Below are 13,036 nucleotides of genomic sequence, written 5' to 3'. Positions count from 1 at the left end.
TATCCACCGCCGATCGCTAAGGCATGGTTAACCTCGGGCTATGGCGAAGGTGCTGATCGTGGAGGACGACGGGACCATCCGGACGGGCATCGTGCGCGCGCTGACCGGGCGCGGGCACGTCGTCGTGCCCGCCGCGACCGCCATGGACGGGCTCAAGCTCGCCGTCGCCGAGGCGCCCGACGTCGTCCTGCTCGACCTCGGCCTGCCCGACCTGGACGGCCGGGAGGTGCTGCGGATGCTGCGCGCCGTGAGCCGCGTGCCCATCATCGTCGTCACCGCGAGACGCACCGAGGGCGAGATGGTCCGCGCCCTGGACGCCGGCGCCGACGACTACGTCGTCAAGCCGTACGGCGCCGAACAGATCGACGCCCGCATCCGCGCGGTGCTGCGCCGCGCCGACGGTGGACCGTCCGCACCCGAACGAGATCCGGCGCTCGACGTCGACGGGGTCCGCATCGACCCGCGGGCCAGGACCGCGACCCTCGACGGCGGGCCGCTGGACCTCACGCCGCGCGAGTTCGACCTGCTGTACCACCTGGTCTCCCGCGCCGGTGAGGTCGTCGGCAAGCGGGAGCTGCTGACCGAGGTGTGGCAGGTGCCGTACACGACGGCGGACAAGACCGTCGACGTGCACCTGTCGTGGCTGCGCCGCAAGCTGGGGGAGACCGCGCAGGAGCCGCGCCGCCTGCACACCGTCCGCCGCGTCGGCGTCAAGTTCGGGCTGCAGCGATGAGGTGGCGGCTGGCGCTGCTGGTCGCGGCGGCGATGACGCTGGTGCTGCTCGCGTTCCTCGTGCCCCTCGCGCTGCTGCTGCGTGGCGTCGCCGCGGACCGGGCCGTGTCGGCCGCCATGACGCAGGCGCAGTCCCTCGGCGTCCTCGTCGCCACCGCCGACCCGCAGTCGCTGCGTCTCGCCGTCGAGCAGGTCAACGTCGACGTGTCCCGCCCGGTCACGGTGTACCTCCCTGACGGTGCCGTCGTCGGCCCGGCCGCCGGCAGGACCCCCGGGGTGTCGCTCGCGGCCCGGTCCGGCACCTTCTCCGTCGAGCACCCGGACGGCCGGGAGGTGCTCGTCGCCGTGCAGGGCCTGCCGCAGGGGACGGCCGTCATCCGCGTCTTCGTGCCGCGGGCCGAGCTGCGCAAGGGCGTTGCCCGCGCGTGGCTGGTGCTCACACTGCTCGGTGTCGTCCTGCTCGCCGTCGGCGTCGCCGTCGCGGACCGGCTCGCCGTCATGGTCGTCCGCCCGATCCGCACCCTCGCCGCGGTCTCCGACGCGCTGGCCGGCGGTGACCTCGACCGCCGGGCGCCGGCCACGGCCGGGCCGCCGGAGGTGCGGGCGGTCGCCGCGGCCCTCAACCAGCTCGCCGCCCGCATCCGCGACCTCCTGCGCTCCGAACGCGAACGCGTCGCCGACCTGTCGCACCGCATGCGGACCCCGATGACCGCGCTGCGCCTGGACGCCGAGGGCCTGCGCGACGAGGCCGACGCGGACCGGATCCTCGCGCACGTCGCCGCCCTGGACCTGGCGGTCACCGCCGTCATCGAGGACGCCCGCCGCGAGCGGGACGTGCCGGCCTGCGACGCGACCGAGGTCGTCGCCGAGCGGGTCCGCTTCTGGACGGTGCTCGCCGAGGACCAGGGCCGCCCGGTCACGACGGACCTGCCGGACGGCCCGCTGCCCGTGGCGGTCTCCGCCGCCGACCTCGCCGCGTGCGTCGACGCCCTGCTGGGCAACGTCTTCGCGCACACCGACGAGGGCGTCGCGGTCGCCGTGACGCTCGACGGCCACCGGGTCCTCACCGTGCAGGACGCCGGTCCCGGCTTCGACCCGGCCGCCGGTGCCCGTGGCGTGAGCGGGGCCGGCTCCACGGGACTCGGCCTGGACATCGCCCGGCGTACGGCCGGCGGCACCCTCACGGTGGACCGCTCACCGCTCGGCGGCGCCCGGGTCACGGTCACGCTGAGCGCGTTAACCGAACCTTAGGGTTGCCACAGCGCCCCGATATCGCCGCGCCCGGGAACGTGGTTGTTGCAAACGCAGCACAACCACGGAGGTGTACGACATGCGCAAGGTCCTCATCATCGCAGCGACCGTGACGGTTGCCCTGGCCGCCGGCGGCACGGCGCTCGCCGCGTCCGGCCCCTCGGGCGACGACCGCCCGGCCCGGGTGTCCACTTCGGACAGCCCGTCCGCGTCGGCGTCCGCGGACGACCACGGCGGTGACCCCTCGGCGTCGCCGTCCAGCGACGACCCGACCATGTCCCCGTCGGCCTCCGCCTCGACGGACGACCACGGCGGCAACCCGACGGCCTCGGCCTCCCCGTCCGCCGACGACCACGGCGGCAACCGTACCGGCGGCTCGGGCAACAGCGGCTCGGGCAGCGGATCCGGCAGCGGATCCGGCAGCGGCCGGTCCGGTCACGGCGGCAGCGGGCGCGGCGGCTCGGACGACGGCCCCGGCCACGACGTGGGCGACGACCACGGCAGCGGCGGTCACGGCTCCGACGACGGCCCGGGTCACGACGTGGGCGACGACCACGGCGGCAGGCGCTGATCTCCCCGCCCGCCGCCCGCCGCCACCGGCGGCGGCGGGCGGCTCGGCGGCGCGCAGGCATCGCTGGTGATCACTTCGGTGCCGTCGTGCGGGCCGGGGTGTCCCATGGTGCGGGACGGCGGGCGGGATGCGGAACATCTGGCACGGGCAGGGCTGATCCGCCGCCGCAAGCGGGTCACAAGGCAATGGCGGGGGGGGAGTCGTCCCACAGGACGAGACCGGACGGCGGGCGAGGGGTGCTGGAAGGGCGGAACGGTGTTGGCTTCGCGGGTCCTGGTTGCGATCATGGCTCGGTGACCCTGCTCGATGACGACACGCTCGCCGGCTCGGCAGTGGTGGCCAACTCCGCGATGAACCGCGAGCGCGCCCTCGCCGGGGTCAACGGCTATGACCGTGAGCTGGGGTTCAACCCGGTGGAGGCGCTCCTGCCGCTGGTGTCGGTGACCGGCGCGCCGGACACCGTCGCGTGGCTCGACCTGTGCTGCGGGACGGGGCGGGCGCTGGTCGAGGCCGCCGCCAGGCTGCACGCCGCCGGGGTGGAGGACCGGGTCCTCGTCCACGGGGTGGACCTCGTCGACGCGTTCGACCCGGCGCCGGACGTGCCGTGGCTGCGCCTGACGACCGCGTCGGTGGCGGACTGGAAGCCTGACCGGCTGTACGACCTCATCACCAGCGTGCACGGCCTGCACTACGTCGGCGACAAGCTCGGGCTGCTCGCCGCGGCCGCGGGGTGGCTGACCGGCGGCGGCAGGCTCGTCGCCGACATCGACCTCGACAGCATCCGCCTGGAGGACGGCCGGCCCGCGGGGCGGCGCCTCGCCGCGCACCTGCGCGACGCCGGGTTCAACTACGACGGGCGGCGCCGCAGGATCGGCCGGGACGACCGCGGCGACGTCACGCTGCCGTACGAATACCTCGGCGCCGACGACAAGGCCGGCGCGAACTACACCGGCCAGCCCGCCGTCCACTCCTACTACCGCCGGGTGTCCTGAAGCACGGCACCCGCCGCACTGCTCAGCGGCCGACCTGCAGGTGACTTGCGAGCACCGCGAGGTGGGTCTCCCGCGCGGCCGTGTGGCGCCGCAGCCCCTCGGCGGTGAGCGTCACGAACACGCCGCGGCGGTCGGCCTCGCACAGCGCCCGCGCCACGAGGCCGCTCTTCTCCAGGCGGGCGACCGCCCGGGACAGGGCGCTCTGGCTGAGATACATGTCGGCGGCGAGGTCCTGCATGCGGCGCTTCTCACACTGCTGCGCGACCAGCCGGTCGAGGATCTCGAACTCGCTCATGCTCAGCCCGTGCGCGTCCGACAGCGCCCGCTCCAGATGGCACGCGACCTCGTTGTAGCTGGTCAGCAGCGAGCGCCAGTGCTCGACAAGCGCCTCCTGCGACGTCATGCCGCGCATCCTACTCCGGTACCACACCTGGATGCACCTACATTAAATGCATCTGCAATTAGTGCATGGACATTGAATGCACGCGCATCTAGTGTCCGTCGGGTGACTACGACCCTCCCGGCTCCAGGCACGACCACCGCGCCGGAGACCCACGCGACGATGACCCCGCGACTGTGGGGAGTCCTCGCGGTGCTCTGCGCCGTGCTGTTCCTCGACGGCCTCGACGTGTCGATGGTGGGCGTCGCCCTGCCGTCCATCGGCGCCGAGCTCGGCCTGTCGACCACCTCGCTGCAGTGGATCGTCAACGGGTACGTCCTCGGGTACGGCGGCCTGCTCCTGCTCGGCGGGCGCACCGCCGACCTGCTCGGCCGCCGCCGCGTCTTCCTCGCCGCGCTCGGCGTCTTCGCCGTCGCGTCCCTCGTCGGCGGGCTCGTCGACGACGGCACCCTGCTCATCGCCACCCGCTTCGTGAAGGGCCTCGCCGCCGCGTTCACCGCGCCGACCGCCCTGTCGATCCTCACCACCACGTTCCACGAGGGACCGGCCCGCAACCGGGCGCTGTCGGTCTTCTCCGTCTTCGGCGCCAGCGGCTACAGCTCCGGGCTCATCCTCGGCGGCCTGCTGACCAGCGTCGGCTGGCGGTGGACGTTCCTGATCCCGGTGCCGCTCGCCCTCGCCGCGCTGGTCGCGGGCTACGTCCTCATCCCCAGGGACGAGCCCGCCTCCGACGGCGGGCACGACCTTGCCGGCGCCGCGACCCTCGTGGGCGGCACGCTCCTCGCGGTCTACACCGTGGTGTCCGCGCCCGACCGTGGCTGGCTCGACCCGGTGACGCTCGGGTCCGCCGTCGTCGCCGCCGCGCTGCTGGCCGGCTTCGTCCTCGTCGAGCGGCGCGCCGCGCACCCGCTCATCCGCCTGGGCATCCTGCGCAGCGGCCCGATCGTGCGGGCCAACCTGAGCATGGTCGCCCTGTTCGGCTCATACCTGAGCTTCCAGTTCATGATGACGCTGTACCTGCAGGGCGTGCTGCACTGGTCGCCGCTGCGCATGGCACTGGCCCTGCTGCCCGCCGGCCTTCTCGTCGCGTTCGGGTCGCCCTTCGTCGGCCGGCTCATCGACCGGCACGGCACGCCACGCCTCATCGTCGCCTCGATGCTGTCGATGAGCCTCGGCTACGGCTGGTTCCTGCTCACCGCCGGCAGCGCGCCGCACTACCTGGTCGCGATCCTGCCGGCGATGCTGCTGCTGGGCGGCGGCTTCGCGTTCGGCTTCAGCTCCATCATGGCCCAGGCGACCGACGGCGTCGCCGACGCGGAGCAGGGTCTCGCCTCAGGTCTGGTGCAGAGTTCCGGCCAGGTCGGCGCGGCCCTCATCCTTGCGGCGGTCACCGCCCTCGTCGCCACCGGCGGCTCGGGCGCCGGCGGCTTCACCCAGTTCCACCCCGGCGTCAACCTCGTCACCGGCGTCGCCCTCGTGGGCCTGGCGCTGAGCCTCGCGCCGGTCCTCGCCCGGCCCCGAAACGCGAGGCGGGGACGGCACGCGTGATGCGACACTGTCCCGCGTGGTGAAGGCATACGGCATCGGCCCGGCCGGCGGCGAGTTCGTCCGGGCCGATGCCGGCTGGCCGGCGGCGCTCACGGAGGTGTGCGGGCACACCGCCGGCACCGCCGTCTACGACCTGGACGCGACGGCCCTCGACCGGCTCGTCGACCGTTCGGACCCGGACGACGCGGCGGCGCTGCGCTGGCTCGCCGGCGAACCCGTCGCTGCCGTCCTGATCGACGACCTCACCGACCCGACGGTTGCCCCGCCGGTCGCGCCCGCTGGGTCTGCCGCGCTAGCCGGGTCCGCTGGGCTCGCCGTGGGCGCGGAGGTGGGCCGGCTCGTGGAGCACCTGCTGCACGGGCGGGTGGAGAACCCGGACGGCACCACCACGCTGTGGCGTCCCGTCGGGCCGGAGGAGCTGCGTCTGGTCGAGGCCGCCGGCCGGCGCCGCTGGCCGCCGCGCCTGCCGGACCAGCCGATCTTCTACCCGGTCCTCAACGAGGCGTACGCCGTGCGGATCGCCCGCGAGTGGAACGTGCCGGCGGCCGGGACCGGGCACGTCACGCGATTCCGGGTCGCGACGGCGTTCGCCCGGCGGTACGTCACCAGGCGGGCCGGTGGCGGGGACGTCCTCGAACTGTGGATCCCGGCGGAGGACGTCGACGCCGTCAACGCGCACCTCGTCGGGGAGATCGAGGTCGTCGGCACGTACACCGGCTGACGCCGCAAACCGCTTGCACGCCGCTGCGTGAAGGTGTGGTCTTGAGGCGTGGACCCCCAGCAGGTGCTTGCGCTGTACGACCGGAAGATCCGCCAGGAGCCCAGCGTCGGCGTCGGCGCCGGCACCGGCTCCGTCGTGGAGCGGGAGCCCGGCATCGTGCGGGTCGTCTCGTCGAGCGACGGCTGGCACGGCATCTCCTGGTGCGACCTCGACGGCCTCGACGCCGACGCGGTCATCGCCGCGCAGATCCGGCGGTTCGGCAGGGTCGGCCAGCCGTGGGAGTGGAAGCACTACTCCCACGACCGCCCCGCCGACCTGCCGGAACGGCTCCTCGCCGCCGGGTTCGAGCCCGACCCGGTCGAGGGGCTGCTCTTCGCCGAGGTCGCCGGCCTCGCGCTGGACGTGTCCCTCCCGGCGGGGACGACGCTGCTGCCGGTCACCGACGCGGCCGGTGTCGACCTGCTCGTCCAGGTGCACGACGAGGTCTTCGGCGGCGACCACTCCCGGGTCGGCAGGGACCTCCTCGCCCGGATCGCCGACCGGCCCGGCTCCATCGCCGCCGCGGTCGTCATGGCCGGCGACCGGCCCATCTGCGCGGGGCGGGTCGAGTTCCACGGCGGCACCGGGTTCGCCGGCCTGTGGGGCGGCGGCACCGTCGCCGAGTGGCGCGGCCGCGGCGTCTTCCGGGCCCTCGTCGCGCACCGGGCCGCCCTCGCCGCCGCGGCCGGCTACCGCTACCTGCAGGTGGACGCGTCCGCCGACAGCCGCCCGATCCTCCAGCGGCTCGGCTTCCTGCAACTGGCCACCACGACACCGTTCGTCCGTAGTCCCTGAGTGCCACACGGCGGAATGCGGCCGGCTCGGCTTGCCGCAACCGGCCACCACGACAGCGTTCGTTTGTCGTCCCTGCGTGCCACCTCGGGCGCGGGGCTTGACGCACCGGGTGGAGGGTCGGCGGCGGAAGGCGGCCGGGGTCAAGGCCGGGCCGGGCGCGCGGAGCGCGGGGGTCAGGAGGCTGGGCGTACACCTGCCAGAACGGCAAGCAGATCGGCCTGCGTGATCGGGGACGGCGGGCGACCTTGGCGGGCCTCGTGCATCGCCTTGTCGAGCTGGGCGCGGCGGAGCGCTTCCTTGAAGTCGGCGCCGGTCAGGCCGGTGGAGGCGGACGCGAGGGCCTGCACGTCGATGTCGTCGGCGAACAGGCGGAAGCCGCCGACCTCGTGGCGGGCGATGAGGCGGCGCAGGAGCTTCGCGAGGATGTCGGCGCGCGCCGACGGGCCCGGTGGCGGCACCGCCAGCTTCAGGTCGAAGCGGCCCGAGCGGATGAGCGAGGCGTCGACCCGGTCGGGGAAGTTGGTGGTGGCCACCACGATGACGTTGGGGTTGTGCTCGATGAGGGTGTTCATCTCCTGCTTGAAGATGCCCGCCACCGCGTTGATCATCTGGCCGGCGGCGTCGAAGGCGGCGCCGGTGTAGCTGATGATGGAGTCGAACTCGTCGAAGAGCAGGACGGTCGGGTGGCGCAGGCGGCGGGCGTCGGCGAAGATCCGCTGGATGTTCTTCTCGGAGTTGCCGACCCACTTGTCGAGGATCTCCGGGGTGCGGATCTCGCGCAGCTCGCCGCCGATCTCGTTGGCCAGGGCCCGGGCGAGCATCGTCTTGCCGGTGCCGGGCGGGCCGTAGAGCAGGATGCCCTGCGGCCGGGTGGCGCCCCAGCGGGCCATGACCTCGGGGTGGTGGAACGACACGGCCACGTCGCGGAACTGCGCGACGACCTCCTCCAGGCCGCCGACGTCGTCGAGCCGGACGGACTCCGAGCCGCCGTCGGTCAGCTCGGCGACCGCCGGTGCGGGGCTCACGGTGACGGGGCCGGTCGCGCCGGTCAGGTCCATCACGGCGAACACCAGCGACGGCAGGTCGGCGGAGCGCAGGACCAGGTCGGGGCCGTCCTCGGCGACGGTGACGGTCGGGTCGGGCACGGTCGTGGGGCGCTCGCGGGCGGTGCGGGCCAGGCCGACGGCGATGACCGCGCCGAGCACCGCGCCGGGCAGGCCGAGCAGACGGAACAGTGCCCCGCCCGCGGCGCCGCCGACGAACGCGCGGGCGATGCCCGGCAGGCTGACCGAGTTGCGTGACCAGCGGGCCGTGTACCCGTCGGCGCCGGCGGTCAGCGACACGCCGCGGTCGGGCAGGTCGTGGCCGATCGGGCCGGCCTTGATGAGGTGCGCGTCGACGATGCGCAGCGAGCGGCCCGACACCTCGATGAGCTCGATCTCCGGTCGCAGCTGCATGTTTCGAGTCTGCCACGCACGAGCGAAAGCAGCAGCGCGGAGAAGCCGCTGGCCGGGACGGACAAAAAGGGGATACTGGACAGGTCTAGACATGAAACATCTCCGGAGTAGGGTGCCGAAGATAGTGAGAGGGGGGCCATGCTCGACCGGTTCAACGGTCTGCCGCCCGCCGCGGCGCAGGAGGCCCTGATGGCCTGCTGTGCCTCCCCCGGCTGGGCCGCCAGGGTGGCCGACCACCGCCCGTATCCCACATCCGCCGACGTCGTCGTCACCGGCGTCGCCGAGTTCGACGCGCTGACCTGGCAGGACCTCGCCGGGGTCCTCGCCGCGCACCCCCGCATCGGCGAGCGCCCCGCCGGCGACAGCGCCGAGGCCGCCTGGTCGCGCCGCGAGCAGGCACGTGTCGAGGGCGCCGACGAGGAGCTCGCCGCGGCCAACCGGGCCTATGAGGAACGCTTCGGCCATCTGTTCCTCATCTTCGCCAGCGGCAAGACGGCGCCCGAGATCCTCGCCGCGGCGCGCGGCAGGCTCGGCAACGACGAGGAGACCGAGCGCCAGGTCGTCCGCGGTGAGCTGCGCAAGATCGTGGAGCTGCGCCTGGAACGGCTCGTGGCGTGAGTTTCTCCACGCATGTCCTCGACACCTCCAGAGGTCTGGCCGTCGCCGGTGTACCGGTGCGGCTCGAGACCCCGACGGACGCGCACGAGGGGGTGACCGACGCGGACGGCCGGTGGCGTCACGACGCGCCGCTCGCAGCCGGGCGGCACCGGCTCGTCCTCGCCACCGGCTTCGCGTCCGACTTCTTCCCCGAGGTCACGATCGTCTTCACCGTCGCCGACGAGCGGCACCATCACGTACCGCTGCTGCTGAGCCCGTTCGGATACTCGACCTACCGGGGGAGCTGAGCCGTGCCGACCTTCTCGCTCGGACCCAACCAGTACGGCAAGGCCGAGACCCGCATCGTGCGCGTGACCCGCGGCCCGGACGGCGACGGGCTCACCGACCTCAACGTCAGCGTCGCCCTGCGCGGCGACCTCGCCGCCAGCCACCTCACCGGCGACAACGGGGCGGTCCTGCCGACCGACACGCAGAAGAACACCGTCTACGCGTTCGCCCGCGAGCACGGCATCGACGACATCGAGTCGTTCGCGACCCGGCTCGCCCGGCACTTCGTCGAGTCGCAGCCGAGCATCCACGGCGCCCGGGTCACCGTCGAGCAGTATCCGTGGCAGCCCGTCGACGGCAGGCACACGTTCCGCCGCGACGGCGGCGAGATCCGCACCGCGCGGGTGCACGCCGACGCGGACGGCACCCAGGTCGTGTCCGGGGTCCGTGACCTGGTGCTGCTCAAGACGACCGACTCGGAGTTCCACGGCTACGTCAAGGACGGCTACACCACGCTGCCGGAGACCCGCGACCGGATCCTCGCCACCAGCGTGAACGCCACCTGGCGGCACACCGGTGCGGCGTTCGCCGACGCCCGCGCCGCGCTCCTGGAGGCGTTCGCCGACACCCACAGCCTCGCGTTGCAGCAGACGCTGTTCGCCATGGGCTCCCGGGTCCTCGCCGCCTGCCCAGAGGTCGTGGAGGTGAAGCTGTCGCTGCCAAACCGGCACCACTTCCTGGTCGACCTGACCCCGTTCGGGCTCGACAACCCCAATGAGGTGTATTTCGCCGCCGACCGGCCCTACGGGCTGATCGAAGGCACCGTCCGGCGCGACGACGACGTCGCCGAGGAGGTCGTGTGGAGTTTCTGAGACCGTCCACCTGGGACGAGGCCCTCGCCGCGAAGGCCGAACATCCCGACGCGGTGCCGATCGCGGGCGGCACCGACGTCATGGTCGAGCTCAACTTCGACCGCCGCCGCCCGCCCGCCCTGCTGGACCTGACCCGGGTCGGGCCGCTCACCGAGTGGGCCACCGACGGCGACCGGCTGCGGGTCGGCGCCGGCGTCACGTACCGCAGGATCATCGACGAGCTGGGCGGGCGCCTGCCCGGCCTGGCGATGGCGGCCAGGACCGTCGGATCGCCGCAGATCCGCAACCGGGGCACCGTCGGCGGCAACCTCGGCTCGGCCTCACCCGCCGGCGACGCGCACCCGCCGCTGCTCGCCGCCGGGGCCGAGGTCGAGGTCGCCTCGGTCCGCGGCGCCCGCACCGTCGCCGTCGCGGAGTTCTTCCAGGGCCCCAAACGCAGCGTCCTGGCGCCCGACGAGCTCATCGCCGCGTTCCTCGTGCCGCCGGCCGCCGGGCCGCAGCAGTTCGCGAAGGTCGGCACCCGCAACGCGATGGTCATCGCGGTCTGCTCGTTCGCCCTGACCCTCGACGCCTCCCGGCGCCGCGTCGGCACCGGGATCGGCTCGGCCGGGCCGACACCACTGCGCGCCGCCGAGGCGGAGTCCCTGTCCGCCGAACTGCCCTGGGACGATCCGGCGCCACTGCCCGAACCCCTGATCCGCCGCTTCGGCGAGCTCGTCGGCGCCGCGGCCCGGCCGATCGACGACGTGCGCGGCAGCGCCGCCTACCGGCGGCACGCCCTCGCGGTCCTCGGCGGCCGCACCCTGCGCTGGGCCTGGGAGGAGCACCGATGCGCGTGAACCTGACCGTTAACGGCGAAGCCCGCCAGGCCGACGACGTGTGGCCGGGGGAGAGCCTGCTCTACGTGCTGCGCGAACGCCTCGGCCTGCCCGGCTCGAAGAACGCCTGCGAGCAGGGGGAGTGCGGCTCCTGCACCGTCTACCTCGACGGCACCCCGGTCTGCGCGTGCCTCGTCGCCGCCGGCCAGGCCGAGCACCGCGACGTGCGGACCGTCGAGGGCCTCCCGGACGCCGGAGGGCTCGACCCGGTGCAGCGGGCGTTCCTCGACGCCGGCGCGGTCCAATGTGGATTCTGCACGCCCGGGCTCGTCGTCGCCGTCCACGACCTCCTCGCCCGCAACCCCGCACCCAGCGACCCCGACATCCGCGAGGCGCTCGCCGGGAACCTGTGCCGCTGCACCGGCTACGAGAACATCGTCGCCGCGGTGCGACTGGCGGCCGGCGCATGATCGTCATCGAGCACTGCGCGGTGGCGACCGTCGACGGCGCGGGCACCGAGTACACCGACGGGCACATCGCCGTCGAGGGCAACCGGATCGTCGCCGTCGGACCCGGCCGCTACCAGGGCGCGCCCGGCGCGACCCGGGTCGACGGCACCGGCTGCCTCGCCACGCCCGGCCTGGTCAACACCCACCACCACCTGTACCAGTGGGCCACCCGCGGCTACGCGCAGCAGGACATCCTGTTCGGCTGGCTGCGCGAGCTGTACCCGGTCTGGGCCAGGCTGGACACCGGCGTCGTGCACGCCGCCGCCACCGCGGGCCTCGCCCAGCTGGCGCTGTCCGGCTGCACCACCAGCACCGACCACCACTACGTGTTCCCCCGCGACGGCGGCGACGTCCTCGCCGCGGAGATCGACGCGGCCGCGTCCGTCGGCCTGCGGTTCCATCCGTGCCGCGGGTCGATGGACCTGTCGGTCAAGGACGGCGGCCTGCCACCGGACAGCGTCGTCGAGGACACCGACGCCGCCCTCGCCGCGACGAAGGACGCCATCGACCGCTTCCACGACCCGTCACCGGGCGCGATGGTGCGGATCGCGGTCGCGCCCTGCAGCCCGTTCTCCGTCACGCCGCGGCTCATGCGGGAGGCCGCCGAGCTGGCCCGCGCCGAGGGCGTCCGGCTGCACACGCACCTCGCCGAGACCGTCGAGGAGGAGGCGTACTGCCGGGAGGTCCACGGCTGCACGCCCGTCGACTACGCCGAGTCGCTCGGCTGGCTCGGCGGCGACGTGTGGCTCGCCCACGCCGTGCACCTCGACCAGGACGCGATCGCGAAGCTCGGCGCGACCGGCACCGGCGTCGCGCACTGCCCCAGCTCCAACGGGCGGCTCGGGGCCGGCATCGCCCCCGTCCGCGACCTGCTCGACGCCCGCGTCCCCGTCGGGCTCGGCGTCGACGGTGCCGCCTCGCAGGAGGCCGGGCAGCTCGGCGCGGAGCTGCGGCAGGCGCTGTACCTCGCCCGGCTGCGCGGCGGGCCGGCGGCGCTCACCGCCCGCGAGTCCCTGGCCCTCGGGACCATCGGCGGCGCGCGGTGCCTCGGCCGCGACGACGAGCTCGGCTCCCTGGAAGCGGGCAAGCTCGCCGACATCGCGCTGTGGCGGCTGGACGGGCTCGGGCACGCCGGCATCGACGACCCGGTCGCGGCCCTCGTCCTCGGGCCGCCCGCGCCGCTGCGGCTGCTGCTCGTCGGCGGGCGCGCCGTCGTACAGGACGGCAACCTGTCCACAGTGGACGAGACGGCGGTGGCGGCCGCCCTCGGCCGCGCCGCCCGCAAGCTCCGGGAGGCCCGATGACGACGTCGGTGCAGGCCGCCAGCGGCATCGGCACGTCGCCGCAGCGGCCCGACGGGACGTTGAAGGTGACCGGCGAGTTCGCGTTCTCCTCCGACCTGTGGGCCGACCGGATGCTGTGGGGTGCGACCCTGCGCAGCCCGCA

The 13,036-nt window shown here is 74.1% G+C and carries 15 protein-coding genes; 13 read left to right on the top strand and 2 right to left on the bottom strand.

Annotation, left to right across the window (positions count from 1 at the left end; all coding sequences use genetic code 11):
• Positions 1 to 40: 40 nt before the first annotated feature.
• The 4 genes from ACZ6TV_RS49990 to ACZ6TV_RS49975 all read left to right on the top strand — a co-directional run bounded on the left by ACZ6TV_RS49990 (position 41) and on the right by ACZ6TV_RS49975 (position 3,546).
• Positions 41 to 733, top strand: coding sequence for a response regulator transcription factor (locus tag ACZ6TV_RS49990; protein WP_465307828.1), 693 nt, complete (start codon positions 41 to 43; stop codon positions 731 to 733).
• Positions 730 to 1,983 (top strand): sensor histidine kinase, encoded by a 1,254-nt coding sequence (locus ACZ6TV_RS49985; RefSeq protein ID WP_465307826.1) that lies wholly within the window; start codon positions 730 to 732, stop codon positions 1,981 to 1,983. The genes ACZ6TV_RS49990 and ACZ6TV_RS49985 overlap by 4 nt, the downstream gene beginning before the upstream one ends.
• 79 nt (positions 1,984 to 2,062) lie before the next feature.
• The gene (locus ACZ6TV_RS49980; protein WP_465307824.1) at positions 2,063 to 2,554 is read left to right on the top strand and encodes a hypothetical protein; all 492 of its coding nucleotides are present in this window, start codon (positions 2,063 to 2,065) and stop codon (positions 2,552 to 2,554) included.
• A 293-nt stretch (positions 2,555 to 2,847) separates the two neighbouring features.
• Entirely contained in the window at positions 2,848 to 3,546 is a 699-nt protein-coding gene (locus tag ACZ6TV_RS49975; RefSeq protein ID WP_465307822.1) for a class I SAM-dependent methyltransferase, read from the top strand.
• Positions 3,547 to 3,568: 22 nt separating this feature from the next.
• Here ACZ6TV_RS49975 and ACZ6TV_RS49970 read toward each other — a convergent pair whose 3' ends face one another.
• Entirely contained in the window at positions 3,569 to 3,949 is a 381-nt protein-coding gene (locus tag ACZ6TV_RS49970) for a MarR family winged helix-turn-helix transcriptional regulator (RefSeq protein ID WP_465307820.1), read from the bottom strand.
• A 102-nt stretch (positions 3,950 to 4,051) separates the two neighbouring features.
• Here ACZ6TV_RS49970 and ACZ6TV_RS49965 point away from each other — a divergent pair, with 102 nt between their 5' ends.
• The 3 genes from ACZ6TV_RS49965 to ACZ6TV_RS49955 all read left to right on the top strand — a co-directional run bounded on the left by ACZ6TV_RS49965 (position 4,052) and on the right by ACZ6TV_RS49955 (position 7,049).
• Positions 4,052 to 5,494: an MFS transporter gene (locus ACZ6TV_RS49965; protein WP_465307818.1), complete on the top strand. Its 1,443-nt coding sequence runs from the start codon at positions 4,052 to 4,054 to the stop codon at positions 5,492 to 5,494.
• Between the two features lie 364 nt (positions 5,495 to 5,858).
• Positions 5,859 to 6,215, top strand: coding sequence for an ADP-ribosylation/crystallin J1 (locus tag ACZ6TV_RS49960; protein ID WP_465307936.1), 357 nt, complete (start codon positions 5,859 to 5,861; stop codon positions 6,213 to 6,215).
• Between the two features lie 48 nt (positions 6,216 to 6,263).
• Entirely contained in the window at positions 6,264 to 7,049 is a 786-nt protein-coding gene (locus ACZ6TV_RS49955; protein ID WP_465307816.1) for a GNAT family N-acetyltransferase, read from the top strand.
• Positions 7,050 to 7,222: 173 nt separating this feature from the next.
• On the opposite strand, the gene ACZ6TV_RS49950 is transcribed toward ACZ6TV_RS49955, so the two are convergent.
• A complete protein-coding gene (locus ACZ6TV_RS49950; RefSeq protein ID WP_465307814.1) occupies positions 7,223 to 8,506 on the bottom strand; it encodes an ATP-binding protein in 1,284 nt (427 codons plus the stop codon).
• A 138-nt stretch (positions 8,507 to 8,644) separates the two neighbouring features.
• On the opposite strand from ACZ6TV_RS49950, the gene uraD reads away from it, so the two are divergent.
• From uraD to ACZ6TV_RS49920, 6 genes are read left to right on the top strand one after another with little or no spacing between them, the layout of a single operon-like run.
• Positions 8,645 to 9,124 carry a 2-oxo-4-hydroxy-4-carboxy-5-ureidoimidazoline decarboxylase gene (uraD, locus tag ACZ6TV_RS49945; RefSeq protein ID WP_465307812.1) on the top strand — a complete coding sequence of 160 codons (480 nt, stop codon included), beginning with the start codon at positions 8,645 to 8,647 and terminating at the stop codon, positions 9,122 to 9,124.
• Positions 9,121 to 9,411 carry a hydroxyisourate hydrolase gene (locus tag ACZ6TV_RS49940; protein WP_465307810.1) on the top strand — a complete coding sequence of 97 codons (291 nt, stop codon included), beginning with the start codon at positions 9,121 to 9,123 and terminating at the stop codon, positions 9,409 to 9,411. Before uraD ends, ACZ6TV_RS49940 begins: the two co-directional genes overlap by 4 nt.
• Positions 9,412 to 9,414: 3 nt before the next feature.
• Positions 9,415 to 10,263, top strand: a complete 849-nt coding sequence (pucL, locus tag ACZ6TV_RS49935; protein WP_465307808.1) for a factor-independent urate hydroxylase — start codon at positions 9,415 to 9,417, stop codon at positions 10,261 to 10,263.
• Positions 10,251 to 11,102 carry an FAD binding domain-containing protein gene (locus tag ACZ6TV_RS49930; protein WP_465307806.1) on the top strand — a complete coding sequence of 284 codons (852 nt, stop codon included), beginning with the start codon at positions 10,251 to 10,253 and terminating at the stop codon, positions 11,100 to 11,102. The genes pucL and ACZ6TV_RS49930 overlap by 13 nt, the downstream gene beginning before the upstream one ends.
• Positions 11,093 to 11,551, top strand: a complete 459-nt coding sequence (locus ACZ6TV_RS49925) for a (2Fe-2S)-binding protein (RefSeq protein ID WP_465307804.1) — start codon at positions 11,093 to 11,095, stop codon at positions 11,549 to 11,551. Before ACZ6TV_RS49930 ends, ACZ6TV_RS49925 begins: the two co-directional genes overlap by 10 nt.
• Complete coding sequence (locus ACZ6TV_RS49920; protein ID WP_465307802.1) at positions 11,548 to 12,894, top strand: 8-oxoguanine deaminase; 1,347 nt, start codon at positions 11,548 to 11,550, stop codon at positions 12,892 to 12,894. The genes ACZ6TV_RS49925 and ACZ6TV_RS49920 overlap by 4 nt, the downstream gene beginning before the upstream one ends.
• The last annotated feature ends 142 nt before the right edge of the window (positions 12,895 to 13,036 follow it).

The organism is Dactylosporangium sp. NPDC051087 (assembly GCF_055586325.1).
This window is presented reverse-complemented; position numbering and strand designations above follow the sequence as displayed.

What these genes read in the sequence shown, in the direction of transcription:
- ACZ6TV_RS49990 (WP_465307828.1), top strand. Translation starts at nt 41, where the DNA reads ATGGCGAAGGTGCTGATCGTGGAGGACGACGGGACCATCCGGACGGGC.
- ACZ6TV_RS49985 (WP_465307826.1), top strand. Translation starts at nt 730, where the DNA reads ATGAGGTGGCGGCTGGCGCTGCTGGTCGCGGCGGCGATGACGCTGGTG.
- ACZ6TV_RS49980 (WP_465307824.1), top strand. Translation starts at nt 2,063, where the DNA reads ATGCGCAAGGTCCTCATCATCGCAGCGACCGTGACGGTTGCCCTGGCC.
- ACZ6TV_RS49970 (WP_465307820.1), bottom strand. Translation starts at nt 3,949, where the DNA reads ATGACGTCGCAGGAGGCGCTTGTCGAGCACTGGCGCTCGCTGCTGACC.
- ACZ6TV_RS49950 (WP_465307814.1), bottom strand. Translation starts at nt 8,506, where the DNA reads ATGCAGCTGCGACCGGAGATCGAGCTCATCGAGGTGTCGGGCCGCTCG.
- uraD (WP_465307812.1), top strand. Translation starts at nt 8,645, where the DNA reads ATGCTCGACCGGTTCAACGGTCTGCCGCCCGCCGCGGCGCAGGAGGCC.
- ACZ6TV_RS49925 (WP_465307804.1), top strand. Translation starts at nt 11,093, where the DNA reads ATGCGCGTGAACCTGACCGTTAACGGCGAAGCCCGCCAGGCCGACGAC.
- ACZ6TV_RS49920 (WP_465307802.1), top strand. Translation starts at nt 11,548, where the DNA reads ATGATCGTCATCGAGCACTGCGCGGTGGCGACCGTCGACGGCGCGGGC.